Genomic DNA, 24,496 nt, shown 5'->3' on the forward strand with positions numbered 1-24,496 from the left:
CCCCGGCCCCCCAGCCCCAGCGGCCTCTGTGATCTCGATTTGCACTGGTCGTCGGCCCGCGTTAAAGTTGTGCACACAACGGCGCGGGGTGGAGCAGCTCGGTAGCTCGCTGGGCTCATAACCCAGAGGTCGCAGGTTCAAATCCTGTCCCCGCTACTGATAGACGAAGGCCCGGATCCTCGGATCCGGGCCTTCGTCGTGTTTCCGGTTGTCCCGGGGCTGCCGCCGGCTGTGCGGAACGGCAGACGGCCCGCGCCCGTGCGGGGTGCGGGCCGGAGCAGGAGACGAGGGTCAGGAGCCGCTGCAGTTCGGGCAGACGCCTCGGTAGGTGACGGTGGCGTCGGCGATCTTGAAGCCGTAGCGCTCACCCTCCGGGAGGGCCGCCAGCGGGTCACCCGTGGGGTGCACGTCCCGGATGGTGCCGCAGCTGGAGCAGACCAGGTGCTGGTGGGTGTGGCGGGCATTCGGGTCGTAGCGCTTGGCGCGGCCGTCGGTGCTCACCTCAAGCACTTCGCCGAGAGCGACCAGCTCGCTCAGCGTGTTGTAGACGGTCGCGCGCGCGATCTCCGGCAGGCGGTCCGCCGCGCGGGCATGGACCTCGTCCGCCGTGTAATGCACATGGTCGCCGTCGAGTACCTCGGCGACGACTCGCCGCTGTGCGGTGAGCCGCCAACCGCGATCGCGGAGCCGTTCCAGCAGGTCACTCATATGTCCAGCCTAGCAGCGGCATGTCCATGGACAGAATCGGTACGGGTTTCGTCTGCTTCTTGACTTAGACAAAGTCCAATGTAGTGTTGCGGGTGGTTGGACTACAGGACAGATGTGAAGCGCAGGAGGCGCATGTGACCGTGCAGGACGAGACGGCCGGACCCATGACCACGGAAGCCGGTGCTCCGGTCGCCGACAACCAGAACAGCCAGACTGCCGGCGTGGGCGGCCCCGTGCTCGTCCAGGACCAGCACCTGCTGGAGAAGCTGGCCCACTTCAACCGCGAGCGCATCCCGGAGCGCATCGTGCACGCCCGGGGCGCGGGCGCGTACGGAAAGTTCACCGTCACCGCTGATGTGACCGGGTACACCCGGGCGAAGTTCCTCTCCGAGGTCGGCAAGGAGACCGAGGTCTTCCTGCGCTTCTCCACGGTGGCCGGCAACCTCGGTGCCGCCGACGCGGTACGCGACCCCCGCGGCTTCGCGCTGAAGTTCTACACCGAAGAGGGCAACTACGACCTCGTCGGCAACAACACCCCCGTGTTCTTCATCAAGGACGCCATCAAGTTCCCCGACTTCATCCACACGCAGAAGCGCGACCCGTACACCGGCTCCCAGGAGCCGGACAACGTCTGGGACTTCTGGGGCCTGTCGCCCGAGTCGACCCACCAGGTGACCTGGCTCTTCGGCGACCGGGGCATCCCCGCCTCCTACCGTCACATGGACGGCTTCGGCTCCCACACCTTCCAGTGGACGAACGAGGCCGGCGAGGTCTTCTGGGTCAAGTACCACTTCAAGACCGACCAGGGCATCAAGAACCTCACCGCCGCCGAGGCGGAGGAGCTGGCCGGCAAGGACCCCGACAGCCACCAGCGCGACCTGCGCGAGGCCATCGAGCGGGGTGAGTACCCGACCTGGACCGTGGGCGTGCAGATCATGCCCGCGGCCGAGGCGGCGAACTACCGGTTCAACCCGTTCGACCTGACCAAGGTGTGGCCGCACGCCGACTACCCGGTCCAGTGGTTCGGCAAGCTGGAGCTCAACCGCAACCCGCGGAACATCTTCGCCGAGGTCGAGCAGTCGATCTTCTCCCCGCACCACTTCGTGCCGGGCATCGGCCCCTCGCCGGACAAGATGCTCCAGGGCCGCCTCTTCGCCTACGGCGACGCGCACCGCTACCGCGTCGGCATCAACGCCGACCTGCTGCCGGTGAACGAGCCGAAGGCGACGCAGGCCCGCAGCTACGGCCGGGACGGCGTGATGTACGACGGCCGGCACGGCGGGGCGAAGAACTACGAGCCCAACAGCTTCGGCGCGCCGGCCCAGACCGGCCGTGCGCTGTGGGAGCCGCTGCCGGTCAGCGGCACCACCGAGGACCACCCGGCACCCTCGCACGCCGAGGACGACGACTTCGTCCAGGCCGGGAACCTCTACCGCCTGATGTCGGAGGACGAGAAGGCGCGGCTGATCGACAACCTGGCGAACGCCATGGCGGGCGTCTCCCGGGACGACATCGTCCAGCGCGCGATCGAGAACTTCCGCACGGCGGACCCCGACTACGGCAAGCGGCTGGAGGCCGCGGTCCAGGCCCTGCGCGGCTGACCGGCCGCTCGCCGTACGAGACCGGAGGGACCGGACGCCATGGGGCTCCGGTCCCTCCGGTGCGTGTGCGGCCTCGCCGGTTGTCAGCCGCGCCTTGTTCGGCTGCGTAAGGGCTGCCACTTGGTGTGCGTGGCAGGCTGCGAGTGAGCTTTGGCTGGGCGCGCAGTTCCCCGCGCCCCTTCGGGGCGCCAGGTCTCAGAGGGTGAGGGGGACGCGTGCGTTCGACCAGTTACGGACGATGTCGCGTACCGAGAGGATGCCCACCGGTTCCTGCTCGTCGAGCACGATGAGATGGCGGAAGCCGCCGCGGGTCATGGCCTGGGCCGCCGCGTCCAGGGTCCAGTCCGGGGTGGCGAAGACGACGTCGGTTGTGGTGTGGTCGTGCGCCCGTTCCCGGTCCGGGTCCTGGCCGGCGCCGAGGGAGTCGAGGATGTCGCGCTCGGTCAGGATGCCGAGCCCGCTGGTGTCGGGGTCGAGGACGACGGCGGCGCCGACGCGGCGGGCCGACATCAGCCGGGCCGCCTGTCGGAGAGTGTGCGCAGGGCCGATGGTGAGGATCACTTTGCTCATGGCGTGGTGGACGTGACCGGGCATGAGGGGGCTACCTCCTTGGCGGAACGGCTTCCCGGCGTTCCCGGTGCTTCCCGGCGTTTCCGGTGCGCGGGCACGCCTCGAGAAGCCCTTCACAAGGGCACAAGCGAGCGGATTCTCATGTTCACATGTGACGGAGGTCGCAACAAGGACGCGTGTACTGACCACCCGGACGAGTGGTCGGATCAAGCCGTCAGATAGCTCAGCAGTGTCTCGTGCAGCAGCCCGTTCGAGGCCGCCGCGTTGCCGCTGTGCGGTCCCGGATTCCCGTCGAGCCCGGTGAAGGTGCCGCCCGCCTCCTCGACGATGACCACGCTCGCCGCCATGTCCCACAGCGACAGCTCCGGCTCGGCACACATGTCGACCGAGCCCTCGGCGACCATCATGTACGGCCAGAAGTCGCCGTAGGCGCGCGTTCGCCAGCAGTCCCGGGTCAGATCCATGAAGCCGCCCAGCATGCCGCGCTCCTCCCAGCCGTGCAGCGAGGAGTACGCGAACGAGGCGTCGCGCACCTCGGCGACCTTGGACACCTCAAGCCTGGTGGCCTTGGACAGGCTGCGGCCGCTGTACGCGCCGGCGCCCTTGGCCGCCCACCAGCGGCGGTTGAGCGCGGGTGCCGAGACGACGCCGACGACCGGCCGGTCGCCGCCCTCGCCCATCTCCATCAGCGCGATGAGCGTCGCCCACACCGGGACGCCGCGTACATAGTTCTTCGTGCCGTCGATCGGGTCGATCACCCAGCGGCGCGGTCCGTGCCCCTCGGTGCCGAACTCCTCGCCCAGCACCGCGTCGCGCGGCCGGGTGCGCTGGAGCGAGGTGCGGATCAGCTCCTCGGCCGCCTTGTCGGCCTCGCTCACCGGCGTCATGTCCGGTTTGGTCTCGACCTTCAGGTCGAGAGCCTTGAACCGCTCCATGGTCGCGGCGTCGGCGGCGTCGGCCAGCACATGGGCGAGACGCAGATCATCGTGATAGTCCAGCATGTCCGAACAGTATCGAGCGGCGAAACCCCCGGCCACAGGGCCATGCGCGTGCGCCCCGTATTGACACCTCTTGGCGGTGCGTCAATTCTGTGCCGCACGCCGGGCTGTCGGTCTGGGGAGGCGACGATGCCTACTGCGCGCGAGACCCTGCTGGACGCCGCTCACGTGGCGGTGCGGGCACAGCCCTGGGCGGTGGTGCGGATGGTCGACGTCGCGGCGGCCGCCGGGGTGTCGCGGCAGACCCTCTACAACGAGTTCGGCAGCAAGGAGGGGCTGGGCGCCGCGCTGGTCGAGAGGCTGCTGGAGGATTTTCTGGACGGAGCGGGGCGCGCTGCGGCTGAGGCGTGCCGCGGTGGGGGTGATCCGGCCGTCTGTTGCGCCGCCGCGGCGCGGTGGGTCCTGCGGACGGCGCGGGCCGAGCCCATTGTGCGCGGGGCGCTCACCGGGTCTTTCGGGGCGCGGATGCCCTTGCCTTTGGGAGAGCCCGGGAAGCTCGCTGCTGCGTTGCGGAGCCGGGTGGTGTCCGGGCTGGACCGGGCGGGGCGGGTACCCGTGGGCGGGCCCGCTCCGCGGGAGGGACCCTGGCGGCAGGAATTGGAGCGGGCTTACGAGGTGGGGTTACGGGTTGCCCTCTCGTATGTCGTCGCTCCCGAGCAGGGGCCTGGCGACGAGGAGCCCTGCGGGCGCGTGGACGAGGTCGTCCGGGCGTTGCTGTCCCGCTAGCGGTGCCCGGCACGGTGCCCGGCAAGCAATGGGGCCTCAGTGTGCGCTGCCCGAGAGTTGGAGGCCCATGACGCCGACGATCACCAGGGTGATCGAGACGAGTTTGAGCCCGGAGACCACATCGCCCATGAAGACCATGCCGTAGATCGCCGTGCCCGCGGCGCCGATGCCCGTCCACACCGCGTACGCGGGGCCGACGTCCAGCCGCTTCAGCGAGAGGGTCAGCAGGCCGAAGCTGCCGAGGGCGAAGGCGCAGAACGCGATCGTGGGCCACAGTCTGGTGAAGCCGTGGGAGAGCTTCAGGCACACGGCGAAGCCGGTCTCCAGCAAGCCCGCCACTATCACCAGCAGCCACGCCATGTGCTCTTCCTCTCGTTGCTCCCGTCGGGGATCCCCAGGGGGACAAGGTCAAGCGCAGGCAAACCAGTATGCAGCGGCGGCTCGGCGGAAGCGATCAGTCCCCTTCGCGCCTCTCCCGCGTCGCCAGCAGGCGGCGCAGCGAGTGGAGTCGGGCCGGGTCGGCGTGTCCCTCGGCCACCCACTGGTCCAGCGCGCAGCCCGGCTCGTTGTGGCTGCACGCGCGCGGGCAGTCGGCGGCGCCCGCCTCCAGATCGGGGAAGGCGTGGATGACGCGCGAGAGCTGAATGTGGTTCAGGCCGAAGGAGCGCACCCCCGGGGTGTCGATGACCCAGCCGTCCTCGCCGATGGTGGAGGGCGGCAGCGGGAGCGCCAGTGCCGAGGTGGTGGTGTGCCGGCCGCGCCCGGTGACCGCGTTCACCACGCCCGTGGCCCGACGGCGCTCCGGCACCAGCGCGTTGACCAGCGTCGTCTTGCCGACGCCGCTGTGCCCCACGCACACCGTGATCTGGCCGCGCATCAGCTCGCGGACCGCCTCGACGCCCGAACCGTCGGCGAAGTCGTCCCTGTTGGTGACGACATAGCGCACGCCCAGCGGCGCGTACGTCTCCAGCAGCGGCCCGGCCGGCGCCAGGTCGGACTTGGTCAGCACCAGCAGCGGCTCGAGGCCCGCGTCGAACGCGGCGACCAGACAGCGGTCGATCAGCCGCGGGCGCGGCTCGGGGTCGGCCAGCGCGGTCACGACGGCGAGCTGGTCGGCGTTGGCGACGATGACGCGCTCGTACGGGTCGTTGTCGTCCGCCGTCCTGCGCAGCACAGAGGTGCGCTCCTGGACGCGGACGATGCGCGCGAGGGTGTCCTTGGCGCCGGACAGGTCGCCGACGACGGCCACCCTGTCACCCACCACCACGGCCTTGCGGCCCAGTTCGCGGGCCTTCATCGCGGTGACCGTGCGGCCCTCCACCAGGCAGGTCAGCCGGCCCCGGTCGACGGTGAGCACCAGGCCCTCCGCCGCGTCCTCGTGCTTGGGGCGGGTGTGGGTGCGCGGGCGGGTGCCGCGGCGGGAGGGGCGGACCCGGATGTCGTCCTCGTCGGTGTGCTTGCCGTAGCGGCGCATCGCGGGCGCCCTCTCAGGCTCTCTCTCCGGCTCCGGGACCGGCTGCCGCCGGGACGCCGAGCATGTCGCCCCACATCCGCGGGAAGTCCGGCAGGGTCTTGTACGTCGTCGCGACGTTCTCCACCTCTACGCCCTCGACGGCCAGCCCGAGCAGTGCGCCCGCCGTGGCCAGCCGGTGGTCGTCGTAGGTGTGGAAGACGCCGCCGTGCAGCGGGCGCGGCCTGATCCGCAGGCCGTCCTCGGTCTCGGTGACATCGCCGCCCAGGCCGTTGATCTCCTTCACCAGCGCCGCCAGCCGGTCGGTCTCGTGCAGCCGCAGATGGCCGACGCCGCGCAGCACCGACTCGCCCTCGGCCAGCGCGGCCACTGCCGCGATGCCCGGCGTCAGCTCGCCCACCTCGCCCAGGTCGATGTCGATGCCGTGGATACGGCCGCTGCCGGTGAAGGTGAGGCCGCGCTCGTCCAGCACGCAGGAACCGCCCATGGCCGTGAAGATCTCGCGCAGCGCGTCACCGGGCTGTGTGGTGTGCTCGGGCCAGTCAGGGACGGTGACCCGGCCGCCGGTCACCAGTGCGGCGGCGAGGAAGGGCTGCGCGTTGGACAGGTCCGGCTCGATCGTCAGATCGCGGCCCAGCAGCGCGCCGGGCGTCACCCGCCACACGTTGGGCGCCCCGCCGTCCTCGGGTGCGTCCACCTGGGCGCCGGCGGCGCGCAGCATCTCCACCGTCATCCGGATGTGCGGCATGGAGGGCAGGGTGCGGCCCGTGTGCCGGACCTCGACGCCCTGGTTGAAGCCCGGACCCGACAGCAGCAGTGCGCTGACGAACTGGCTGGAGGAGGAGGCGTCGATCTCCACCGGGCCGCCGGCCAGCGAGCCGTTGCCGTGCACCGTCATCGGCAGCGCGCCGCGGCCCTCGTCCTCCACACGGGCGCCCAGGGTGCGCAGCGCGTCGATGACGCCGTGCAGCGGACGCTCGTAGGAGCGCGGGTCACCGTCGAACCGGATCGGGCCCTCGGCGAGCGCGGCCAGCGGCGGCAGGAAACGCATCACGGTGCCCGCGTTGCCGACGTCCACCGTGGCCGGGCCGCGCAGCGCCGTCGGGATCACCCGCCACGCCTCGCCGCCGGGTCGTTCACCGGCGGCACGGTCGCCGTCGGTCGCGGGTGCGGCGGAGGCGGAGGAGACGGTCTCCTCGATGTGGACGCCCATGGTGCGCAGCGCGTCCGCCATCAGCAGGGTGTCGCGGGAGCGCAGCGGGCGGCGCAGCCAGCCCGGTTCGGAGGAGAGGGCCGCCAGCACCAGGGCGCGGTTGGTGACCGACTTGGACCCCGGCACGGTGACGGTCGCCTCGATCCGGCCCGGCGCCGTGGGCGCGTGCCAGAGTGCGGAGTCTGCGGGGCTGATGCGCTGGTCGGTCATGGGGCCCACTGTAATGGCTGGGGCCCGGCGGCCTCCCTGACCGGCTGTGCCGCCCTCCTGGTCCGGCCGGCTGCCCCCGGGGTCACAGCCCGAGCAGCCAGCGCCCGCCGCCGAGGAGGGAGCACAGGGCGACCGTGTGGAAGAGGAACAGCCACGCGGCGGCGGGGAGGTGGGTGAGCCGCGCCAGCTGGTCGGCGTCCGAGTCCGGCGCGCCCTGGGCCATGCCGCCCGGCCGGAACGCTCCGCGCCGTATCCCCTGCCGCCGTCGCTTGCCCTGGAGCTCGAAGACCGGGCGCACCCCGCCCAGCAGCAGGAACCACACCACCACATAGGCGAAAGCGGCCTGCACCTCGGGGTCCGTCAGCCAGGAGACGAGCAGGAACGCGCCGCCGGTCAGGACGACGGTCAGCACCCCGTAGGCGTTGCGGATCATCACCAGCATCGCCACCAGCAGCGCCGTGGCCCCCCACAGCAGTGCGGTGATGTGGTTGGCGGCCAGCAGCCAGGCGCCGCCCAGGCCCAGCAGCGGGGGAGCGGTGTAGCCCGCGGCGGCGGTCAGCACCATGCCTATCCCGTGCGGCTTGCCGCGCGAGACCGTCAGGCCCGAGGTGTCCGAGTGCAGCCGGATGCCGTCCAGCCGGCGTCCGGTGAGCAGGGCTATGAGTCCGTGCCCGCCCTCGTGCGCGATGGTGACCGCGTTGCGCGAGATGCGCCACACCCCGTGCGGTGCCACGGCGAGCAGCGCGACGAGGCCGGTGACGAGCACCAGCCACTGCTCGGGGTCGGGCTGACTGCCGACGACCCGGTCCCAGACGTCCGTGATGCTCGCGTTGTCCATGTTCGGGTGGCTCTCCTCTTGTGCTCCGGGGGCCGTCTCCCCGCTGTGTCCTCTCAACGCACGGCGACAGCCCGGCGTGCCGTGGCAGTCTTGCAGGCATGTGCGGACGGTATGCAGCGAGCCGGGGGGCCGAGGATCTGGTCCGGCTGTTCGAGGTGGAGAAGTGGGAGCCCGAGGAGGCGCTGGCCCCTGACTGGAACGTCGCGCCGACCAAGCAGGTCTACGCGGTGCTCGACCGCCCCCTCAAGGGCAGCGACGACCCACGGCCCGTACGGCAGCTGCGGACGCTCAAGTGGGGTCTGGTGCCCGGGTGGGCCAAGTCGCCCGACATGGGCGTCAAGATGATCAACGCGCGGGCCGAGACGGTGCACGAGAAGCCCGCCTACCGCCGTCCCTTCGTGGCGCGCCGCTGTCTGCTGCCCGCCGACGGCTACTTCGAGTGGGTCACCGCACAGGGGGAGCTGAAACTGGAACAGGAGGGTAAGCGGAAGCGGCCCCGTAAGCAGCCCTACTTCATCGCACCGACAGGGCCCGGCGGCTCCGCCGGGGAGCAGCCCGTGATGGCGATGGCCGGACTGTACGAGTTCTGGCGGGACAAGACGCTGCCCGAGGACCACCCCCGGGCATGGTGGGCCACCTGCACAGTGCTCACTACGGCCGCGGAGACCACCCCGCTGGCCAACGCGGACCAGCTCGCCGAGGGCGGCCCCCGCTCGCTGGCCGACATCCACCCCCGGATGCCGCTGATGCTCACCCCGGACCGCTGGGACGCCTGGCTCGATCCCTCGCGGACGGACGCGGAGCAGCTGCGCGAGCTGCTGGAGCCGCCACCGCCGGGGACGATGCGGGCGCACCCCGTCTCCACTGACGTCAGCAATGTGCGCAACAACGGGCCCCAGCTGCTGAAGGAGCTGCCCGCTCCGGAGGAAGAGACGCTCTTCTGAGGAGCGCTGGTCACGGCGTGGCCCGCGTTGCCGAGCAGCCCTGACCCGCGTTGCCGAGCAGCCCTGGCACCATGCGCGTATGAACGCTCACAAGGAGAAAGCAGCGGAGCGGGCCGAGACAGTCGCGACGCCGGCGGGGGACGCCCGGATCACCTGGCACCGCGTGAAGCACCCGGCGAAGAAGGCGCACACCGTGCTGGCCCTCGGCCACGGCGCGGGCGGCGGGATCGAGGCCCGGGACCTGCGGGCGCTGGCCGCTGCGCTGCCCGGCGAGGGCGTGACCGTGGCGCTGGTGGAGCAGCCCTGGCGGGTGGCGGGCAAGAAGGTGGCCCCGGCATCGCGGACCCTGGACGCCGCCTGGAGCGCCCTGTGGCCCGCGCTCACGGGCCCCGGGCTGCCGGTCGTCGCGGGAGGGCGCAGCGCGGGCGCCCGGGTCGCCTGCCGTACCGCTGCGGAGCTGGGCGCCCAGGCGGTGCTGGCCCTGTCGTTCCCGCTGCACCCGCCGGGCAAGCCCGAGAAGTCCCGCGCCGACGAGCTGACCGGGGTGGAGGTGCCGGTGCTGGTGGTGCAGGGCGGCCGTGACCCGTTCGGGCGGCCGGCGGAGTTCCCGGCCGGTACGGAGCTGGTGGAGGTGCCCTACGCCGACCACGGTTTCGCGCTGCCGAAATCGGCGGAGCTGACCGAGGAGGAGGCGATGGGGGTGGTCACCGGCGCCGTCGCCCGGTGGCTCGCCGGCACTCCGGGCCGGTGAAGGCGGCCGCCCCGGAAATGACCGGCCGGGCCGGGAATGACCGGCGGGCTCGCGTGGTTGCACCGGATATCCGGCCGCGGACGTGACCTTCTGTCGTGACCGTGACCGGAGCCGAACGTGAGATGCAGCCATAGCTCTCCATGCGAAGGAAAGGGAGCCGCCCAGATGGGTTCTGTCGCTTGCCCCCAGCGTCCGCGGGCCGCTGACCTGGACTGGGCCACGATGGCGCTGTCCTCAGGCGCGAAGATTCAAGCGGCGGGCAGTGGCGATCGTCGTCTATTCTCCGATTCGAGCGGGTCCTCGTTCGGGCTCGCCGCGACGTTGGAGGAGGTGGGTCCGGTCACCGGGACCGAAGGCGGCTCAAGCGCACCGCAGGAGACACAGGCGTCGGAGACCGAGGAGCAGCGCAGTGCGCGCTTCGAGCGGGACGCGCTCGCTTTCCTCGACCAGATGTATTCCGCCGCGCTGCGCATGACGCGGAACCCGGCCGACGCCGAGGACCTGGTGCAGGAGACCTACGCGAAGGCGTACGCGTCCTTCCACCAGTTCCGGGAGGGCACCAACCTCAAGGCGTGGCTGTACCGCATCCTGACCAACACCTTCATCAACTCCTACCGCAAGAAGCAGCGTGAGCCCCAGCGCAGCGCTGCGGAGGAGATCGAGGACTGGCAGCTGGCGCGCGCCGAGTCGCACATGTCGACCGGGCTGCGCTCGGCCGAGGCGCAGGCGCTCGACCACCTGCCGGACTCGGACGTGAAGGAAGCGCTCCAGGCCATCCCCGAGGAGTTCCGCATCGCCGTCTATCTCGCCGATGTCGAGGGCTTTGCGTACAAGGAGATCGCCGACATCATGGGGACACCTATCGGTACGGTGATGTCCCGTCTGCACCGTGGACGGCGCCAGCTTCGGGAGATGCTGGAGGGCTACGCGCAAGAGCGCGGCCTGGTCCCGGCCGGTGCCCCGGCGGACGGGTCGCAAGACCGGAAAGGCTCGGGCTCATGAGTTGCGGAGAGCCGCACGAGACGGACTGCTCTGAGGTCCTGGACCATCTCTACGAGTACCTCGACCGGGAGATGCCCGACAGCGACTGCGCCAAGTTCAAGGAGCACTTCGACGAGTGCTCGCCCTGCTTCGAGAAGTACGGGCTGGAGCGCGAGGTGAAGAAGCTCGTCAAGCGCTGCTGCGGCCATGACGACGTGCCCTCGGACCTGCGGGCCAAGGTCATGGGCCGGATCGAGGTGATCCGGCAGGGCGAGACCGATGCCGACGAGGGCGGCACCGCCGCCGATTCGGGCCAGGACGAGCGTGACGTTCGTCCCGCCGCGGGGTCCGGGACCTCCGGGGCTTCCGGGAGCGTGGCCGGTTCCGAAATGGAGACGGTGGACGCGCTCGGCCCCGAGGACGACAAGAACCCCGCCTGAACCGGGAGTTCGCAGCCGCGCACGCGCGCGCCAGTGGTTCCGTCTTTTCTCCCTCCTTCGGGTGAGCTCGCGCCGTCTCGTACGGGGGAACGCACCCGAAGGCCACCGGCCCTTAGCCGCGCCGCTCATATTCTCCCCGCCATGTAAGAGGTGGGGAGGAGGCTCGCGATGCGGCTCACGATGCGTACAGCGGGGGCAACGGGACCGGCGGGAAGGGCGACGGCAGCGGGGCCGGCGGGACCGGCAGGACCGATGGGATCGGCAAGGCCGACGGGACCGGCGGGACCGGTGAGGCCCGCGGCGTCGGCGGGGTCGGCGGCAGTGCCGGGCGACGGGCGGGTGGCCCTCGCGCTGGCGTGTGCGCTGACCGTTCCCGTCGCGGTCGTCCTGTGGCGCAGTGCCTACGGGCCGCTCGCGGCGCTGCCCGCGCTGGGCCCGCTGTGGCTCGGCTGGCGGGGACTGCGGCTGTGCCACCCCGAACGCGCGGCGCGGCAGGCCGCTGTGCAGGCGCTGGCCCAGGCCGTGCACATCAAGGACCGGTACACCCGGGGCCACGGCGAACGGGTCGGCCTCGCCGCCGTCATGATCGCCCGCGAACTGGGCATGGACGAGGAGCGCACCGAGACGCTGCGCTGCGCGGGCGTCCTGCACGATGTCGGCAAACTCGGCGTTCCCGCCCGGCTGTTGCGCAAAGCGGGGCCGCTCACCCCCGCCGAGCGCCGCGTCATGGAACAGCACCCCGAACACGGGGCCGAGATCGTGCGCGGACTCGACTTCCTGGGCGAGGCCCGCGCTGCGGTGCTGCACCACCACGAGCGGATGGACGGCACCGGCTATCCGCGAGGACTGGCGGGTGAGGAGATCCCCGAGGTCGCCCGGATCGTGGCCGTCGCCGACGCGTTCGACGCGATGACCTCCACCCGCTGCTACCGCCCGGGCCGGCCTGTCGCCGCGGCGCTGGAGGAGCTGGAGCGGTGCGCGGGAACGCAGTTCGACCCCCGGATGGTCGCGGCCCTCACCCGCGCGCTGCGCAGGCACGGCTGGCCGTTCGGCGACGCGGAGGCGCGGCAGCAGCCGGCCGCCGGGTCCGCCGCTGTTCAGCGGTCCGCGGCGGACCCGGCCGCACTCGGCGGGGGCGATCCGGCGGCCAGGACCAGCCCGGCGGCCAGGCCCGGTCTGGCAGCGGGGGACGATCTGGCGGCAGGTGCGCGGTCCGGCGGAGGCGTCGCGGTATGACGCGGAGGACGGCCGCGCGGCTGGTCGCCGCCGCCTACGGTGCGGCCGCGCTGGTGGCGGGCGGCGCGTTGGGCTGCACGCTGTGGCGCGGGGTGACCGGGCCCGGGGTGGCGCTGGCGTTCGGACTGGTCATCGCTGTCGGCGAGTTGGCCCGCGTGCGGCTGCCCGAGGCCCGCGCCGGTGTCCGCACCACGGGGCTGGTCTCCGGTGCCGGGGCGCTCGGGTACGCACTCTGCGGCGAGGTGGGCGGCACACCGGCCGGGCACGGCGTGGCACAGTCCGTCGCGGTCGCCGTGGTCGGCTCCCTGGTCGGACTGGCACCGCACATCGCACTCGGCAACGCCCCGCCGCCCCGGGCACCCGCCAGGATGGCGCTCGGCGTGGGGATCGCCGCGCTGTGCTGCCAACCGCTGTACGCCGTGGGCTGGTTGGGCGCAGCCGTCGAGCCGGGCGCGCTGTTCACCCTGAGCCTGCTGGCGCTGGCGCTGCTCGTCGGCTGCCTCGACGCCCTCCTCGGCGCCGCCACCGCTGTGCTCGAAGCGGGCGACGGAGGCGAGGGGGGCGAGGGAGGCGAAGGTGGTGAAGGGCGGCAACGCAACGGGGCATCGGAAGCGGGCTCGGCCGTGGATCACGCGCGTGCGCTGCGGCAGGAGTTGCGTATCCGGCTCGGTACCGTGCCGGCCGTCGCCGCCACCGCTGTGCTCCTCGCGCTGGCCGTCGCGGTCGCCGGACTGTGGGCGCTGCTGCTGTGCTGTGCCCCGCTGCTCGTCATCCAGTTCGCGCTGCGCCGCCGCGCGTCCGTACGGGCGACCCACCGGCGCACCCTCGCCTCCCTCGCGCGGGCCCCCGAGGTTGCCGGTTACACCCCGTACGGGCATGCGCGCCGAGTAGCGGAGCTCAGCCGCGCGGTGGGGCGCGAGCTGGGCCTGACGGGAGGGGAACTCACCGCGCTGGAGTACGCGGCACTGACCCATGACGTGGGCCAGCTCTCACTGGCCGATCCGGTGCCCGGCGGGGCCACGACAGCGCTGGCGCCCGGCAGACAGCGCCGAATCGCCCTGCTCGGCGGCGCGGTGCTGCGGCAGGCGGGCGCCCGGTGGCGGGTGGCGTCCGCTGTGGAGGCCCAGGCCGATCCGTACCGCGAACAGTCGGTGACGGCACGTGTCGTCCGCACGGTCAACGCATACGAGGACGCGGTCAACGCATACGAGGACCTCGGTACGGGCAGCCACACGACGGGCCGGACGGCGCGCGAGGAGGCGCGCGAGCGGGCTCTGCACCACCTGCGCACAGCCACCGGGCGTGACCACGAACCACGCGTGGTGGAGGCCCTGTCACGCGTGGTGGCACGGGCGGCGGAGGGTCCCGGCAGGGGCCGCGGACGTCTGACGCACGGGTAATGAGCGAGCACCCGAGCGGGCATGGTTGGATGCGAAGGGGGAACCGCGACAGGCGTGGGGGCATCTCCCGGCCGAAGCTGGGAGAGGGCGTGCGGCGTCCGGCGCAAAGACCCCATCGGCTGACGAAGGGCCGGGCGGAAGCCGGCCTCAAGGACAGGTGGAACGGCGGGATCGGCGGGAGCAGAGTGAGGATCTTCGGCAAGGTGCGGCACCGTCCCTCCGCCTCGTGGCGGCAGGCGACGGACCGTGCGTTCACGCTTATCGGCGACGGGCGCTACGAGGACGCGGGCGCTCTGCTCACCCGTGCCGCCGACCTCGAGCCGTGGCTTTCGGAGTCCTGGTTCAACCTCGCGCTGCTGCACAAGTTCCGGCACGACTGGGAGCAGGCCCGCACCGCCGGGCTGCGGGCCGTGGCACTGCTGGACCGCGAGGCCGGGGCGCCCGACTGGTGGAACGTCGGCATCGCGGCCACCGCGCTCCAGGACTGGCCACTGGCGCGCCGTGCCTGGCAGGCGTACGGACTGCATGTGCCCGGCGCTTCGCACGGCGCCGCCGCGGCCGAGGAGCCCAGCGGTATGCAGCTGGGCAGCGCGGCTGTGCGGCTCTCCCCCGAGGGCGAGGCGGAGGTCGTGTGGGGCCGCCGTATCGACCCGGCCCGGATGGAGATCCAGAGCATCCCGCTGCCCTCCTCGGGGCGCCGCTGGGGCGAGGTCGTGCTGCACGACGGTGTGCCGCACGGCGAACGCACCACGGCGGCCGGGCCCTCCTACCCGGTCTTCGACGAGATCGAGCTGTGGGCCCCTTCGCCCGTACCCACCTGGGTGGTGCTGCTGGAGGCCGCCACGGAGAGCGACCGTGACGCGCTGGAGCGGCTGGCGGCCGACGCCGGTTTCGCCGCAGAGGACTGGTCCTCCTCGGTGCGGCTGCTGTGCCGGGCCTGTTCGGAGAGCGCCATGCCCGCCGACGAGGGCGACGGCACCGTGCATCTGGACCCGCACGACCACAGCTCGCCCGGCCACCCCGGGCCGTTGGGCCATATGACGCAGGGCGGCCCCGGTGAGCTGTGGGTGCCCGAGCGGGAGTGCGGGCTCGCGGCGCCGGCCGCGCTGGTGCGCGGGCTGCTGGACGGCTGGGTCGCCGACAGCCCTGACACCCGTGAGTGGCGGGATCTGGAGGAGGTCTGCTGAGCCGCCGGCGGCGGCCCCGTACCCTGTAGGGCGAGTCCTTACGGTACGCAGCCGTACGGTGCTCAGCCGGTCCACCGGCGAATCTCAGCTCTCACGGTCTTATGGGTCGCAGGAAGGCGTACGACGGCATGGCGCAGCAGCAGGGAACAACGGCCGAGTCGGCCGCTCACGCCGAGGGCGAGTTCATCGACGACGTGACGGACGCGGCGGCCCGCGAGGAGGCCCACACCGCGCGGGGCACGGCCCGCCCGGTCACCGTCGTCGGCAACCCGGTGCTGCACCGGGAGTGCAAGGACGTGACGGAGTTCGACGACGAGCTGGCCAAGCTGATCGACGACATGTTCGCCAGCCAGCGCGCCGCCGAGGGGGTCGGCATCGCCGCCAACCAGATCGGCGTCGACCTGAAGGTCTTCGTCTACGACTGCTACGACGACGAAGGCGTACGGCACGTGGGCGTGGTCTGCAACCCGGTGCTCGAACAGCTCCCCGCCGAGCAGCGCGTGCTGGACGACGGCAGCGAGGGCTGCCTGTCGGTGCCCGGCGCCTACCATCCGCTGGCGCGCCCCGACTACGCCGTGGTGCGCGGCCAGGACGCCCAGGGCAAGCCGATCACCGTGCGGGGCACCGGGTACTTCGCCCGGTGCCTCCAGCACGAGACCGATCACCTTCACGGATACCTCTACATCGACCGGCTCTCGAAGCGCGAGCGCAAGGACGTGCTCCGGCAGATGGCCGAGAGCACGCCCCGCTACGAGACGGTGCCGAACGAGTAAGGCAGACCGACCCTCAGAAATCGTCGTCCAGCGACACCGAGCCTTCGACCGCCACCTGGTAGGCCGAGGCGCGGCGTTCGAAGAAGTTGGTCAGCTCCTGGACGTTCTGCAGCTCCATGAAGGAGAAGGGATTCCCCGAGCCGTACCGCTCGGGGAAGCCGAGGCGGCGGAGCCGCTGGTCGGCGACGGCCTGCAGATACGCGCGCATGGACTCGGTGTTCATGCCCGGCAGCCCCTCCCCGCACAGATCGCGGGCGAACTGGAGCTCCGCCTCGACGGCTTCCTCCAGCATCGCCGTCACCTGCTTCTCCAGCTCGGCGTCGAAGAGTTCGGGCTCCTCCTCCCGCACGGTGTCCACCACGTCGAACGCGAACGACATGTGCATCGACTCGTCGCGGAACACCCAGTTGGTGCCCGTCGCCAGCCCGTGCAGCAGTCCGCGCGAGCGGAACCAGTAGACGTAGGCGAACGCGCCGTAGAAGAACAGCCCCTCGATACAGGCGGCGAAGCAGATCAGATTGAGCAGGAAGCGACGCCTGTCGGCGCGTGACTCCAGCTTGTCGATCTCCTCCACGCCCTCTCCTCCATCGAGCGCAGCCATCCAGCGGAAGCAGAACTGAGCCTTCTCCCTGATGGAGGGGATGTTCTCCACTGCCGCGAACGCCGCCGCACGCTCGTCGTGGTCGGGCAGATAGGTGTCCAGCAGCGTCAGATAGAACTGGACGTGTACGGCTTCCTCGAACAGCTGCCGGGACAGATACAGCCGCGCCTCGGGCGAGTTGATGTGCTTGTAGAGCGTCAGCACGAGGTTGTTGGCGACGATCGAGTCACCGGTGGCGAAGAACGCCACCAGGCGGCTGATCATGTGCTGTTCGCCCGGGGTGAGTCTGGCCAGGTCGGCGACGTCGGAGTGGAGGTCGACCTCCTCGACGGTCCAGGTGTTCTTGATCGCGTCGCGGTAGCGCTCGTAGAAGTGCGGGTAGCGCATCGGGCGGAGGGTCAGCTCGAAGCCGGGGTCGAGCAGGTTTTTCGGGGCGGGAGGTGTCGTGGTCACTGGCATGCCTCGCAGGTCTCGGGGTTTTCCAGGGAGCAGGCGAGGGCCTCGTCGTCCTTCGTCTGCCGGGGGGCGGACGTGGCCGCCTGGGCGATCCGGGTCGCGGGGCGCGACCGCAGGTAGTACGTGGTCTTGATGCCGCGCTTCCAGGCGTAGGCGTACATCGAGCTGAGCTTCCCGATGGTGGGGGAGGACAGGAACAGGTTCAGCGACTGGCTCTGGTCGAGATACGGGGTGCGCGCTGCGGCCATGTCGATCAGGGCGCGCTGCGGGATCTCCCACGCCGTGCGGTACAGCTCGCGTACGTGTGCGGGCACCCAATCCAGCTCCTGTACCGAGCCGTTGGCCTGGCGCAGTGCTTCCCGGGCGCGTGCGTCCCACAGCCCCAGCCGCTTGAGCTCCGCGACCAGGTAGGCGTTCACCTGGAGGAACTCACCGCTGAGGGTCTCGCGCTTGAACAGGTTGGAGACCTGCGGCTCGATGCACTCGTAGACGCCCGCGATGGAGGCGATGGTCGCTGTCGGAGCGATCGCCAGCAGGAGGGAGTTGCGCATTCCGGTCCGGGCGATCCGCTGCCGCAGGGCCTCCCAGCGCTGTGGCCAGGCGTGGCCCGCGCTCGCCTGCGGGTAGTGGTCGGGGTGCAGTACGCCGCGCGCGGTGCGGGTCGACTCCCAGGCGGGCAGCGCGCCGTGCGTCTCGGCGAGCTGTGCCGAGGTCTCGTACGCGGCGAGCATGATGCGCTCGGCGATGCGGGTGGACAGCTCGCGGGCCTCGTCGGAGTCGAAGGGCAGCCCGAGCCGGAAGAAGACGTCCTGGAGGCCCATCACTCCCAGACCCACCGGCCGCCAGCGGGAGTTGGAGGCAGCGGCCTGCCCGGTCGGGTAGTAGTTGATGTCCACCACGCGGTCGAGGAACGTCACGGCCGTACGGACGGTGGCGTCCAGCCGCTCCCAGTCCGGCTGTCCGTCGGCGCCCAGATGCGCGGCGAGATTGACGGAGCCGAGGTTGCAGACCGCCGTCTCGCCGTCGTCCGTGACCTCCAGGATCTCCGTGCACAGGTTCGAGGAGTGCACGATGCGGCCGGGCTCCGCGGTCTGGTTCGAGGTGCGGTTGGAGGTGTCCTTGAACGTCATCCAGCCGTTGCCGGTCTGCGCGAGGGTGCGCATCATCGCGCCGTACAGCTGCCGTGCGGGCAACTGCTTGACGGCGCGGCCCTCGGCCTCGGCGCGGCGGTACGCGGTGTCGAAATCCTCGCCCCACAGGTCGACCAGTTCGGGGACGTCGGACGGGGAGAAGAGCGACCACTCCTCGTCCGCCTCGACACGGCGCATGAACTCGTCGGGCACCCAGTGCGCCAGGTTCAGGTTGTGGGTGCGGCGCGCGTCCTCGCCCGTGTTGTCGCGCAGTTCCAGGAACTCCTCGATGTCCGCGTGCCAGGTCTCCAGATAGACGCAGGCCGCGCCCTTGCGCCGGCCGCCCTGGTTGACCGCCGCCACGGACGCGTCCAGCGTCCGCAGGAACGGCACGATGCCGTTCGAGTGGCCGTTCGTCCCGCGGATCAGTGCTCCGCGGGAGCGGATGCGGGAGTACGAAAGACCGATGCCGCCCGCGTGTTTCGACAGGCGCGCGATCTGCTGGTAGCGCTCGTAGATCGAGTCCAGCTCGTCCCTGGGGGAGTCCAGCAGATAGCAGGAGGACATCTGGGAGTGCCGGGTGCCGGAGTTGAAGAGGGTGGGGGAGGAGGGCAGGTAGGCCAGCGAACTGGTGAGCCGGTAGAACGCGGCCACCTCTTCGAGCGCGTCCTGCGACTCGTCGGCGGCCAGCCCGCAGGCCACGCGGAGCAGAAAGTGCTGCGGCGTCTCGATGGGGCGCCGGCTGGTGGGGTGCCGCAGCAGATAGCGGGAGTGGACGGTACGCAGCCCGAAGTACTCGAACCTGTCGTCGGCGCCGTCCGCGACGGCCTCCTCCACCAGGGCGTCCAGCCGGTCGGCGTGCGCGCGTACGAACGCGTGGGTGCGGTCCGCGATCAGGCCCTGGGTGTGGCCCAGTGCCACCGAAGCGGAGAAGGAGGTGACGCCTTCCGCCGCCGCTTCGTCCCGGACGGCGAGGGTGAGCAGTCGCGCCGCCAGCCGGGAGTAGGACGGATCCTCGCTGATCAGGCCGGCAGCGGACTCGATGGCGAGGTCCCGCAACTCGGCGGTTCCCGCGCCCGGTTGCCGGCCGCGGAGCGCCGCCGTCAGCACCGGTGCCGGGTCGGCGTCCGTCAGGTCCGCCGTGAGCGCCGCGAGGGTCTCGCGGAGCGCGGTCGCCGGTGGGTCCTCGCGGCCATCGTGCGGGGTGTCCTGCCCTGGGGAGGGTGAGGGTGCCGGAAGGGTGGGGGCGGTGGTGACGGTCACGCGGTGCTCTCCCTCGCTGCTGACTGTCCGTGGGCAGCACGGAGGGAGGGCGCACGCTGCGCCCGCTTCGGGGCACGCCGTGCCCTCGGCTGGGCATGGCGTGCTCCGCCCGCCGGTCCAACCCACGAGACCCGGACGTTGATCGATGCCGCCGCCGCAGGTACTCGGACTTTCCGGGCACGCTCACGCACGCCCCTCTCACCGCTGCGGGACAGTTCCGGACTCGCACCGGATTCCCCTGCATCGGGGCGACGGCCGGGTGAGAGCATACATCTTGTGCCCCCTGGAACTAGAACCCCCAGATGTTGTGCCGCACCCTCGTTGGGGCGGACAGGTGCGGGCCCGCCCGTCAGAGGCGTAGCGCGTAGGTCCACAGGGTGAAGTCGGGGAGGGGGCTCCAGTCGCGCGCGGGGGTGCGGAGGAAGCCGAGCCGTTCGTAGAGGCGGTGGGCCGCGTGCATGGTGGGCTGGGTGGACAGCACGAGCCCGCTCAGCCCGAGCTCGCGGCCCCGGGAGATGCACGCCCGCACCAGGGCTTCGCCGACCCCGCGGCCGCGCGCCGACTCCCGTACGCCGAGCATCCGGAACTCGCCCTCCCCCTTGCGCGCCAGCTCCGCGTAGCGACCGCCCTGGCCGACGAAGGTGACGGTGCCCAGCAGCGCGCCCTGGTGGTCCTCGGCGACGAGCAGCTCGGCGTGGGCGGCGCGGCTCGCCGCGTCGCGGAGGGTCTTGAGATACGGGTCGGAGTCGCCGAAGTCCAGCAGCCCGCCGTCGAGGTAGGCACGCGCCACCAACTCGCCGGCGTCCGCGTACTCCTCGGGCTGGGCAGTTCTCACAGTGAAGTCCATGACCGCCATGATGCGACCAGCCACTGACATCGGCCGGGGGCCGGACGGGCGGACGAGGACGGCAAAACGCCGCCGGTGCTGCATACTCTCGGCATGATCGAAGGCATCCACACCGACAACGCGCCGTTCGTACGCTTCCCGGACGGCACCGAACCGCCGTTGTCGCAGGCCATCCGCTCAGGCGAGCTGGTCTTCACCTCGGGCCAGGGACCGCTGGATCCGGTCACGTGCGAGATACCTGCCGGCTTCGAGGCTCAGGTGCGGCAGGTTCTCGACAACCTCGTGGCGGTCCTGGCCGCCGGGGGCAGCAGAAAGGACCTGATCATCAAGTGCACCTGCTACCTCGGCGACAAGCGGGACTTCGCCGCCTTCAACCGCGTGTACCAGGAGTTCTTCGCGGACTGCTCGCCGGTGCCCGCCAGGACCACGGTGGTCGCACAACTCGTGCGGGAGGGCGTGCGCGTGGAAATCGACGGTGTCGCCGCCGTCGCCACGCCCTGACCCCGGGGGCCTCAGCAGCAGCGGAAGCCCTCCCGGGGATCGCCCTCGCGGGCGTCCGTACGGCGGCGTTCGAACTCCTTCCGGCTGGGGATCTCCGCGTCCGGGCCCTGGTGTTGCCGCACGTGCGCCACGTACCGGTCGTACGCGCTCTCGTCCGTGAACTCGCGCACGTACCAGCGCAGCCAGCGCCCGGCCCGCACCAGCGGGTTGACCGGCTTCACCGCGAGTCGCCTCCGGTGCCGGGGCCGTGCGGTCCGGCGCCGGCCAGCGCGGCCTCGTGCTCGGCCTGCTCCGCCTTCTCCTCCTTGGTGGCGATCAGTCCGGCGGGTTCCACCAGCTTCGACTTCTCGTAGGGCGCCTCGTGCATCCGGGTGCCCTGCGGGTCGCGTACGGCGCGTACGCAGGTGCGGGCGGCGTCCGCGAGGACGACGATGACGAGGATGGCGAAGAGTGCCGAGAGCACGCCGTCCACCGTGGAGTTGGTGACGACGGTGTGCATGTCGTCCATGCTCTTGGCGGGGGGAAGGACCTTGCCCTGGTCGATGGCGTCCTGGTAGTTGGCACGCTGCTGGAAGAAGCCGACCTTGGGGTCGGTGGAGAAGACCTTCTGCCAGCTTGCCGTCAGGGTGACGACGGCGTCCCACACCAGCGGAACGGCCGTGACCCAGGCCCACTTCAGCCGCCCGGACTTGACCAGCAGTGTCGTACAGACGGCGAGGGCGACGGCGGCCAGCAGCTGGTTGGCGATACCGAAGAGCGGGAAGAGCTGGTTGATCCCGCCCAGCGGCTCGTGGACGCCGACCCACAGGAAGTAGCCCCACAGCGCGACGATGGCGGCGCTGGAGATCAGCAGCCCGGGCCACCAGCTCACCCGGCGGAACGGCTTGTAGACGTTGCCGAGCATGTCCTGGAGCATGAAGCGGCCCACACGGGTGCCGGCGTCCAGCGCCGTCAGGATGAACAGCGCCTCGAACATGATGGCGAAGTGGTACCAGAACGCCTTCATCCCGGCGCCGCCGACGACTTCGGAGAAGATGTTGGAGACACCGATGGCCAGGGTGGGCGCGCCGCCCGTACGGGAGAGCAGCGAGTGCTCCTCGACGGCCTTGGCGGCTGCGGCCAGTTGGTCGGGGCTGATGCTGTAGCCGAAGCTGCGCACGGCCTCCGAGGCGGCCTGCACGTTGTCGCCGATGACGCCTGCGGGTGCGTTCATCGCGAAGTAGAGGCCCGGGTCGATGATGCTGGCGGCGACCATCGCCATGATGGCGACGAACGACTCCATCAGCATGGAGCCGTAGCCGATCATCCGGATCTGGGTCTCCTTCTGGATCATCTTCGGCGTGGTGCCCGAGGAGATCAGCGCGTGGAAGCCGGACAGGGCGCCGCAGGCGATGGTGATGAAGACGAACGGGAAGAGCGAGCCCGCGAAGACCGGCCCGTCGCCGACGCCCGCGAAGTCGGTGATGCCGTCCATCTTCATCGTCGGCAGCGTCACCACGACACCGACGGCCAGCAGCCCGATGGTGCCGATCTTCATGAACGTCGACAGATAGTCGCGCGGCGCCAGCAGCATCCACACCGGGAGGATGGAGGCGACGAAGCTGTAGACCAGGATCCAGATGACCAGCGTGCTCGGCTCGAGGGTGAAGGTGTCCGCCCAGGACGACTCGGCGACCCACCGGCCCGAGACCAGCGCGAGCAGCAGCAGCGCGATGCCGATGAGGGAGACCTCGGTGACCCGCCCGGGCCGCAGCACCCGCAGATAGAAGCCCATGAACAGGGCGATCGGGATGGTCATGCCGATCGAGAAGGTGCCCCACGGCGACTCGGCCAGCGCGTTGACGACGACCAGCGCCAGCACGGCGAGCAGGATGATCATGATGGCGAGCACCGCGAGCAGCGCGGCGGCCCCGCCGATCGGGCCGATCTCCTCGCGCGCCATCTGCCCGAGCGACTTGCCGTCCCGCCGCATGGAGAAGAACAGCGTCACCATGTCCTGCACGGCGCCCGCGAAGATCACGCCGACGATGATCCAGATGGTGCCCGGCAGATACCCCATCTGGGCCGCCAGCACCGGGCCGACCAGCGGTCCGGCGCCCGCGATGGCGGCGAAGTGGTGGCCCAGCAGCACCCGCCGGTCGGTCGGATGGAAGTCGATACCGTTGTCGAGCCGCTCCGCGGGCGTGGCCCGCGTCTTGTCGACGCGGAGCACCCGGGTGGCGATGAAGCGCGCGTAGAACCGGTAGCCGATGGCGTACGAGCCGAGCGCCGCGGCCACCATCCAGGCGGCGGAGATCTCCTCCCCGCGGGCGAGCGCCAGCATGGCCCAGCCCGCGGCGCCGATCAGCGCGACGGCGGTCCAGACGGCTATGGACCGTGGACTGAGCTTGCTCGCCGACTGTGCAGTGCTGGGCACGCGTTCCTCCTCGACCTCACCCGCCGGCCGTTGGAGGCGGCGGGCAATATCACGACGGCAGGCCGACCGTAGAACAAGCGCCTGCTCAGCGCCATACCCCGGTACGGAGGAACGCCGATCCGAGACAGGGGCGTGATCTGCGAGTTCCCCCTGGCGGCGTCAGTCCGCTGGGCGCTTGAGGTTGGCCACGAACTTGTAGCGGTCGCCGCGGTAGACCGAGCGCACCCACTCCACCGGCTCCCCGTCGGTGTCACGGGAGTGCCGGGAGAGCATCAGCATGGGCAGCCCGACGTCGGTGCCGAGCAGTCCGGCCTCGCGCGGGGTGGCCAGTGAGGTCTCGATCGTCTCCTCGGCCTCGGCGAGATGGATGTCGTACACCTCGGCGAGCGCGGTGTAGAGGGAGGCGTACTTGACCAGGCTGCGGCGCAGGGCGGGGAAGCGTTTCTGGGACAGGTGGGTGGTCTCGATCGCCATCGGTTCGCCGCTGGCCAGCCGCAGCCGTTCGATGCGCAGCACGCGCCCGCCGGTGGGGATGTCCAGCAGCGCGGCGAGACGGTCGTCGGCGGTGACGTAGCCGATGTCCAGCAGCTGCGAGGTGGGCTCAAGGCCCTGGGCCCGCATGTCCTCCGTGTAGGAGGTCAGTTGCAGCGCCTGGGAGACCTTGGGCTTGGCGACGAAGGTGCCCTTGCCCTGGATGCGCTCCAGCCGCCCCTCGACGACCAGCTCCTGCAGCGCCTGCCGCACGGTGGTGCGCGAGGTGTCGAACTCGCTGGCCAGTGTGCGCTCGGGGGGTACGGGGGTGCCGGGCGGCAGGGTCTCGGTCATCTCCAGCAAGTGCCGCTTGAGCCGGTAGTACTTGGGCACGCGCGCGGTGCGGGCCGCCGATCCGTTGCCGCCTGCGGCCTCGTTGTCCGCCGCGGCCGGCGTGACTGCGCCGCCCCCGTCCGTGCTCATGGCCCGCCTTCCCAACCCATGTCGTGCTGCCGTCACCGGCTTCCTCCGTGTATGTAGCGGCTCACATCGTGGCACGGCCCCGGTGTGGGCGGGCGTCCCAGCTCAGATGTCGTTCCGATAACGGAACCGACAGCGAGCTTTATACACCGTTGACACCCTCAAAGGTCTAGGCCAAGCTGCGCATGGCTCTTATTGGTCTAAACCAACTCCGGCCAACCCAGGGGGACTCCGGATCCACTCCGGGGTTTGCCGCGCGGAGCGTTCCGGTGTGCAGGGGAGAG

General features: G+C 71.1%; 23 protein-coding genes, 1 tRNA gene, 1 pseudogene and 1 riboswitch. Of the genes and pseudogenes, 12 read left to right on the forward strand and 13 right to left on the reverse strand.

Annotation, left to right across the window (positions count from 1 at the left end; all coding sequences use genetic code 11):
- The first annotated feature begins 82 nt into the window (after positions 1-82).
- Positions 83-156: transfer RNA gene (locus ITI46_RS13025), tRNA-Met, on the forward strand.
- A gap of 135 nt (positions 157-291) precedes the next feature.
- Here ITI46_RS13025 and ITI46_RS13030 read toward each other — a convergent pair.
- Positions 292-708: a Fur family transcriptional regulator gene (locus tag ITI46_RS13030; protein WP_209239674.1), complete on the reverse strand. Its 417-nt coding sequence runs from the start codon at positions 706-708 to the stop codon at positions 292-294.
- A gap of 164 nt (positions 709-872) precedes the next feature.
- Here ITI46_RS13030 and ITI46_RS13035 point away from each other — a divergent pair, with 164 nt between their 5' ends.
- Positions 873-2,309 carry a catalase gene (locus tag ITI46_RS13035; RefSeq protein ID WP_209239705.1) on the forward strand — a complete coding sequence of 479 codons (1,437 nt, stop codon included), beginning with the start codon at positions 873-875 and terminating at the stop codon, positions 2,307-2,309.
- Between the two features lie 195 nt (positions 2,310-2,504).
- Here the strand turns inward: ITI46_RS13035 and ITI46_RS13040 are convergent, their stop codons facing one another.
- Both ITI46_RS13040 and hisN read right to left on the reverse strand, forming a co-directional pair.
- Positions 2,505-2,903 carry a CBS domain-containing protein gene (locus ITI46_RS13040; RefSeq protein WP_209239675.1) on the reverse strand — a complete coding sequence of 133 codons (399 nt, stop codon included), beginning with the start codon at positions 2,901-2,903 and terminating at the stop codon, positions 2,505-2,507.
- Positions 2,904-3,085: 182 nt separating this feature from the next.
- Positions 3,086-3,880 (reverse strand): histidinol-phosphatase, encoded by a 795-nt coding sequence (gene hisN / locus ITI46_RS13045; RefSeq protein ID WP_209239676.1) that lies wholly within the window; start codon positions 3,878-3,880, stop codon positions 3,086-3,088.
- 126 nt (positions 3,881-4,006) lie between these two features.
- Between hisN and ITI46_RS13050 the strand changes: the two genes are divergently transcribed.
- Entirely contained in the window at positions 4,007-4,603 is a 597-nt protein-coding gene (locus tag ITI46_RS13050; protein ID WP_209239677.1) for a TetR/AcrR family transcriptional regulator, read from the forward strand.
- Between the two features lie 36 nt (positions 4,604-4,639).
- Here ITI46_RS13050 and ITI46_RS13055 read toward each other — a convergent pair whose 3' ends face one another.
- From ITI46_RS13055 to ITI46_RS13070, 4 genes are all read right to left on the reverse strand, one after another.
- Positions 4,640-4,963 carry a DMT family transporter gene (locus ITI46_RS13055; RefSeq protein WP_209239678.1) on the reverse strand — a complete coding sequence of 108 codons (324 nt, stop codon included), beginning with the start codon at positions 4,961-4,963 and terminating at the stop codon, positions 4,640-4,642.
- A 94-nt stretch (positions 4,964-5,057) separates the two neighbouring features.
- Positions 5,058-6,077 carry a ribosome small subunit-dependent GTPase A gene (gene rsgA / locus ITI46_RS13060; RefSeq protein WP_209239679.1) on the reverse strand — a complete coding sequence of 340 codons (1,020 nt, stop codon included), beginning with the start codon at positions 6,075-6,077 and terminating at the stop codon, positions 5,058-5,060.
- Between the two features lie 13 nt (positions 6,078-6,090).
- On the reverse strand, positions 6,091-7,497 hold the full coding sequence (aroA, locus tag ITI46_RS13065; RefSeq protein ID WP_209239680.1) for a 3-phosphoshikimate 1-carboxyvinyltransferase: 1,407 nt from the start codon (positions 7,495-7,497) through the stop codon (positions 6,091-6,093).
- A gap of 82 nt (positions 7,498-7,579) precedes the next feature.
- The gene (locus ITI46_RS13070; protein ID WP_209239681.1) at positions 7,580-8,335 is read right to left on the reverse strand and encodes a M50 family metallopeptidase; all 756 of its coding nucleotides are present in this window, start codon (positions 8,333-8,335) and stop codon (positions 7,580-7,582) included.
- A gap of 98 nt (positions 8,336-8,433) precedes the next feature.
- Between ITI46_RS13070 and ITI46_RS13075 the strand changes: the two genes are divergently transcribed.
- The 8 genes and pseudogenes from ITI46_RS13075 to def all read left to right on the forward strand — a co-directional run bounded on the left by ITI46_RS13075 (position 8,434) and on the right by def (position 16,047).
- Entirely contained in the window at positions 8,434-9,279 is an 846-nt protein-coding gene (locus ITI46_RS13075; protein ID WP_209239682.1) for an SOS response-associated peptidase, read from the forward strand.
- A gap of 79 nt (positions 9,280-9,358) precedes the next feature.
- Positions 9,359-10,030: an alpha/beta hydrolase family protein gene (locus tag ITI46_RS13080; protein ID WP_209239683.1), complete on the forward strand. Its 672-nt coding sequence runs from the start codon at positions 9,359-9,361 to the stop codon at positions 10,028-10,030.
- Positions 10,031-10,360: 330 nt separating this feature from the next.
- Entirely contained in the window at positions 10,361-11,032 is a 672-nt protein-coding gene (locus ITI46_RS13085; RefSeq protein WP_209239706.1) for a sigma-70 family RNA polymerase sigma factor, read from the forward strand.
- Complete coding sequence (rsrA, locus tag ITI46_RS13090) at positions 11,029-11,451, forward strand: mycothiol system anti-sigma-R factor (RefSeq protein WP_209239684.1); 423 nt, start codon at positions 11,029-11,031, stop codon at positions 11,449-11,451. Before ITI46_RS13085 ends, rsrA begins: the two co-directional genes overlap by 4 nt.
- A gap of 384 nt (positions 11,452-11,835) precedes the next feature.
- Positions 11,836-12,687: pseudogene (locus tag ITI46_RS13095) on the forward strand (HD-GYP domain-containing protein); the annotation flags it as partial.
- A complete protein-coding gene (locus tag ITI46_RS13100) occupies positions 12,684-14,087 on the forward strand; it encodes an HD-GYP domain-containing protein (RefSeq protein ID WP_209239686.1) in 1,404 nt (467 codons plus the stop codon). The pseudogene ITI46_RS13095 and the gene ITI46_RS13100, both read left to right, overlap by 4 nt.
- Positions 14,088-14,272: 185 nt before the next feature.
- The gene (locus tag ITI46_RS13105; protein WP_209239687.1) at positions 14,273-15,274 is read left to right on the forward strand and encodes a tetratricopeptide repeat protein; all 1,002 of its coding nucleotides are present in this window, start codon (positions 14,273-14,275) and stop codon (positions 15,272-15,274) included.
- Positions 15,275-15,402: 128 nt separating this feature from the next.
- The gene (def, locus tag ITI46_RS13110) at positions 15,403-16,047 is read left to right on the forward strand and encodes a peptide deformylase (RefSeq protein ID WP_209239688.1); all 645 of its coding nucleotides are present in this window, start codon (positions 15,403-15,405) and stop codon (positions 16,045-16,047) included.
- 13 nt (positions 16,048-16,060) lie between these two features.
- On the opposite strand, the gene ITI46_RS13115 is transcribed toward def, so the two are convergent.
- From ITI46_RS13115 to ITI46_RS13125, 3 genes are all read right to left on the reverse strand, one after another.
- Positions 16,061-17,107, reverse strand: coding sequence for a ribonucleotide-diphosphate reductase subunit beta (locus tag ITI46_RS13115; RefSeq protein ID WP_209239689.1), 1,047 nt, complete (start codon positions 17,105-17,107; stop codon positions 16,061-16,063).
- Positions 17,098-19,497 (reverse strand): ribonucleoside-diphosphate reductase subunit alpha, encoded by a 2,400-nt coding sequence (locus tag ITI46_RS13120; protein WP_209239690.1) that lies wholly within the window; start codon positions 19,495-19,497, stop codon positions 17,098-17,100. Before ITI46_RS13120 ends, ITI46_RS13115 begins: the two co-directional genes overlap by 10 nt.
- A 138-nt stretch (positions 19,498-19,635) precedes the next feature.
- A riboswitch (cobalamin riboswitch) is annotated at positions 19,636-19,766 on the reverse strand.
- Positions 19,767-19,846: 80 nt separating this feature from the next.
- Positions 19,847-20,344, reverse strand: a complete 498-nt coding sequence (locus ITI46_RS13125) for a GNAT family N-acetyltransferase (RefSeq protein WP_209239691.1) — start codon at positions 20,342-20,344, stop codon at positions 19,847-19,849.
- Between the two features lie 93 nt (positions 20,345-20,437).
- Between ITI46_RS13125 and ITI46_RS13130 the strand changes: the two genes are divergently transcribed.
- On the forward strand, positions 20,438-20,845 hold the full coding sequence (locus ITI46_RS13130; protein WP_209239692.1) for a RidA family protein: 408 nt from the start codon (positions 20,438-20,440) through the stop codon (positions 20,843-20,845).
- Positions 20,846-20,856: 11 nt separating this feature from the next.
- Here ITI46_RS13130 and ITI46_RS13135 read toward each other — a convergent pair whose 3' ends face one another.
- The 3 genes from ITI46_RS13135 to ITI46_RS13145 all read right to left on the reverse strand — a co-directional run bounded on the left by ITI46_RS13135 (position 20,857) and on the right by ITI46_RS13145 (position 24,215).
- A complete protein-coding gene (locus ITI46_RS13135; protein ID WP_209239693.1) occupies positions 20,857-21,066 on the reverse strand; it encodes a YbdD/YjiX family protein in 210 nt (69 codons plus the stop codon).
- Positions 21,063-23,261: a carbon starvation CstA family protein gene (locus ITI46_RS13140; RefSeq protein WP_209239694.1), complete on the reverse strand. Its 2,199-nt coding sequence runs from the start codon at positions 23,259-23,261 to the stop codon at positions 21,063-21,065. The genes ITI46_RS13135 and ITI46_RS13140 overlap by 4 nt, the downstream gene beginning before the upstream one ends.
- Positions 23,262-23,420: 159 nt before the next feature.
- Complete coding sequence (locus tag ITI46_RS13145; protein WP_209239695.1) at positions 23,421-24,215, reverse strand: GntR family transcriptional regulator; 795 nt, start codon at positions 24,213-24,215, stop codon at positions 23,421-23,423.
- Positions 24,216-24,496: the final 281 nt, after the last annotated feature.

Source organism: Streptomyces oryzae (genome assembly GCF_017676365.1).
GTDB classification, from domain to species: domain Bacteria; phylum Actinomycetota; class Actinomycetes; order Streptomycetales; family Streptomycetaceae; genus Streptomyces; species Streptomyces oryzae.

Excerpts from the sequence above, each read along its gene's own strand:
- aroA (WP_209239680.1), bottom strand. The coding sequence starts at position 7,497 with ATGACCGACCAGCGCATCAGCCCCGCAGACTCCGCACTCTGGCACGCG.
- def (WP_209239688.1), top strand. The coding sequence starts at position 15,403 with ATGGCGCAGCAGCAGGGAACAACGGCCGAGTCGGCCGCTCACGCCGAG.
- rsrA (WP_209239684.1), top strand. The coding sequence starts at position 11,029 with ATGAGTTGCGGAGAGCCGCACGAGACGGACTGCTCTGAGGTCCTGGAC.
- ITI46_RS13130 (WP_209239692.1), top strand. The coding sequence starts at position 20,438 with ATGATCGAAGGCATCCACACCGACAACGCGCCGTTCGTACGCTTCCCG.
- ITI46_RS13040 (WP_209239675.1), bottom strand. The coding sequence starts at position 2,903 with ATGCCCGGTCACGTCCACCACGCCATGAGCAAAGTGATCCTCACCATC.
- ITI46_RS13100 (WP_209239686.1), top strand. The coding sequence starts at position 12,684 with ATGACGCGGAGGACGGCCGCGCGGCTGGTCGCCGCCGCCTACGGTGCG.
- hisN (WP_209239676.1), bottom strand. The coding sequence starts at position 3,880 with ATGCTGGACTATCACGATGATCTGCGTCTCGCCCATGTGCTGGCCGAC.
- ITI46_RS13055 (WP_209239678.1), bottom strand. The coding sequence starts at position 4,963 with ATGGCGTGGCTGCTGGTGATAGTGGCGGGCTTGCTGGAGACCGGCTTC.
- ITI46_RS13115 (WP_209239689.1), bottom strand. The coding sequence starts at position 17,107 with ATGCCAGTGACCACGACACCTCCCGCCCCGAAAAACCTGCTCGACCCC.
- ITI46_RS13035 (WP_209239705.1), top strand. The coding sequence starts at position 873 with ATGACCACGGAAGCCGGTGCTCCGGTCGCCGACAACCAGAACAGCCAG.
- ITI46_RS13075 (WP_209239682.1), top strand. The coding sequence starts at position 8,434 with ATGTGCGGACGGTATGCAGCGAGCCGGGGGGCCGAGGATCTGGTCCGG.
- ITI46_RS13125 (WP_209239691.1), bottom strand. The coding sequence starts at position 20,344 with ATGGACTTCACTGTGAGAACTGCCCAGCCCGAGGAGTACGCGGACGCC.
- rsgA (WP_209239679.1), bottom strand. The coding sequence starts at position 6,077 with ATGCGCCGCTACGGCAAGCACACCGACGAGGACGACATCCGGGTCCGC.
- ITI46_RS13050 (WP_209239677.1), top strand. The coding sequence starts at position 4,007 with ATGCCTACTGCGCGCGAGACCCTGCTGGACGCCGCTCACGTGGCGGTG.
- ITI46_RS13080 (WP_209239683.1), top strand. The coding sequence starts at position 9,359 with ATGAACGCTCACAAGGAGAAAGCAGCGGAGCGGGCCGAGACAGTCGCG.
- ITI46_RS13030 (WP_209239674.1), bottom strand. The coding sequence starts at position 708 with ATGAGTGACCTGCTGGAACGGCTCCGCGATCGCGGTTGGCGGCTCACC.
- ITI46_RS13145 (WP_209239695.1), bottom strand. The coding sequence starts at position 24,215 with ATGAGCACGGACGGGGGCGGCGCAGTCACGCCGGCCGCGGCGGACAAC.
- ITI46_RS13070 (WP_209239681.1), bottom strand. The coding sequence starts at position 8,335 with ATGGACAACGCGAGCATCACGGACGTCTGGGACCGGGTCGTCGGCAGT.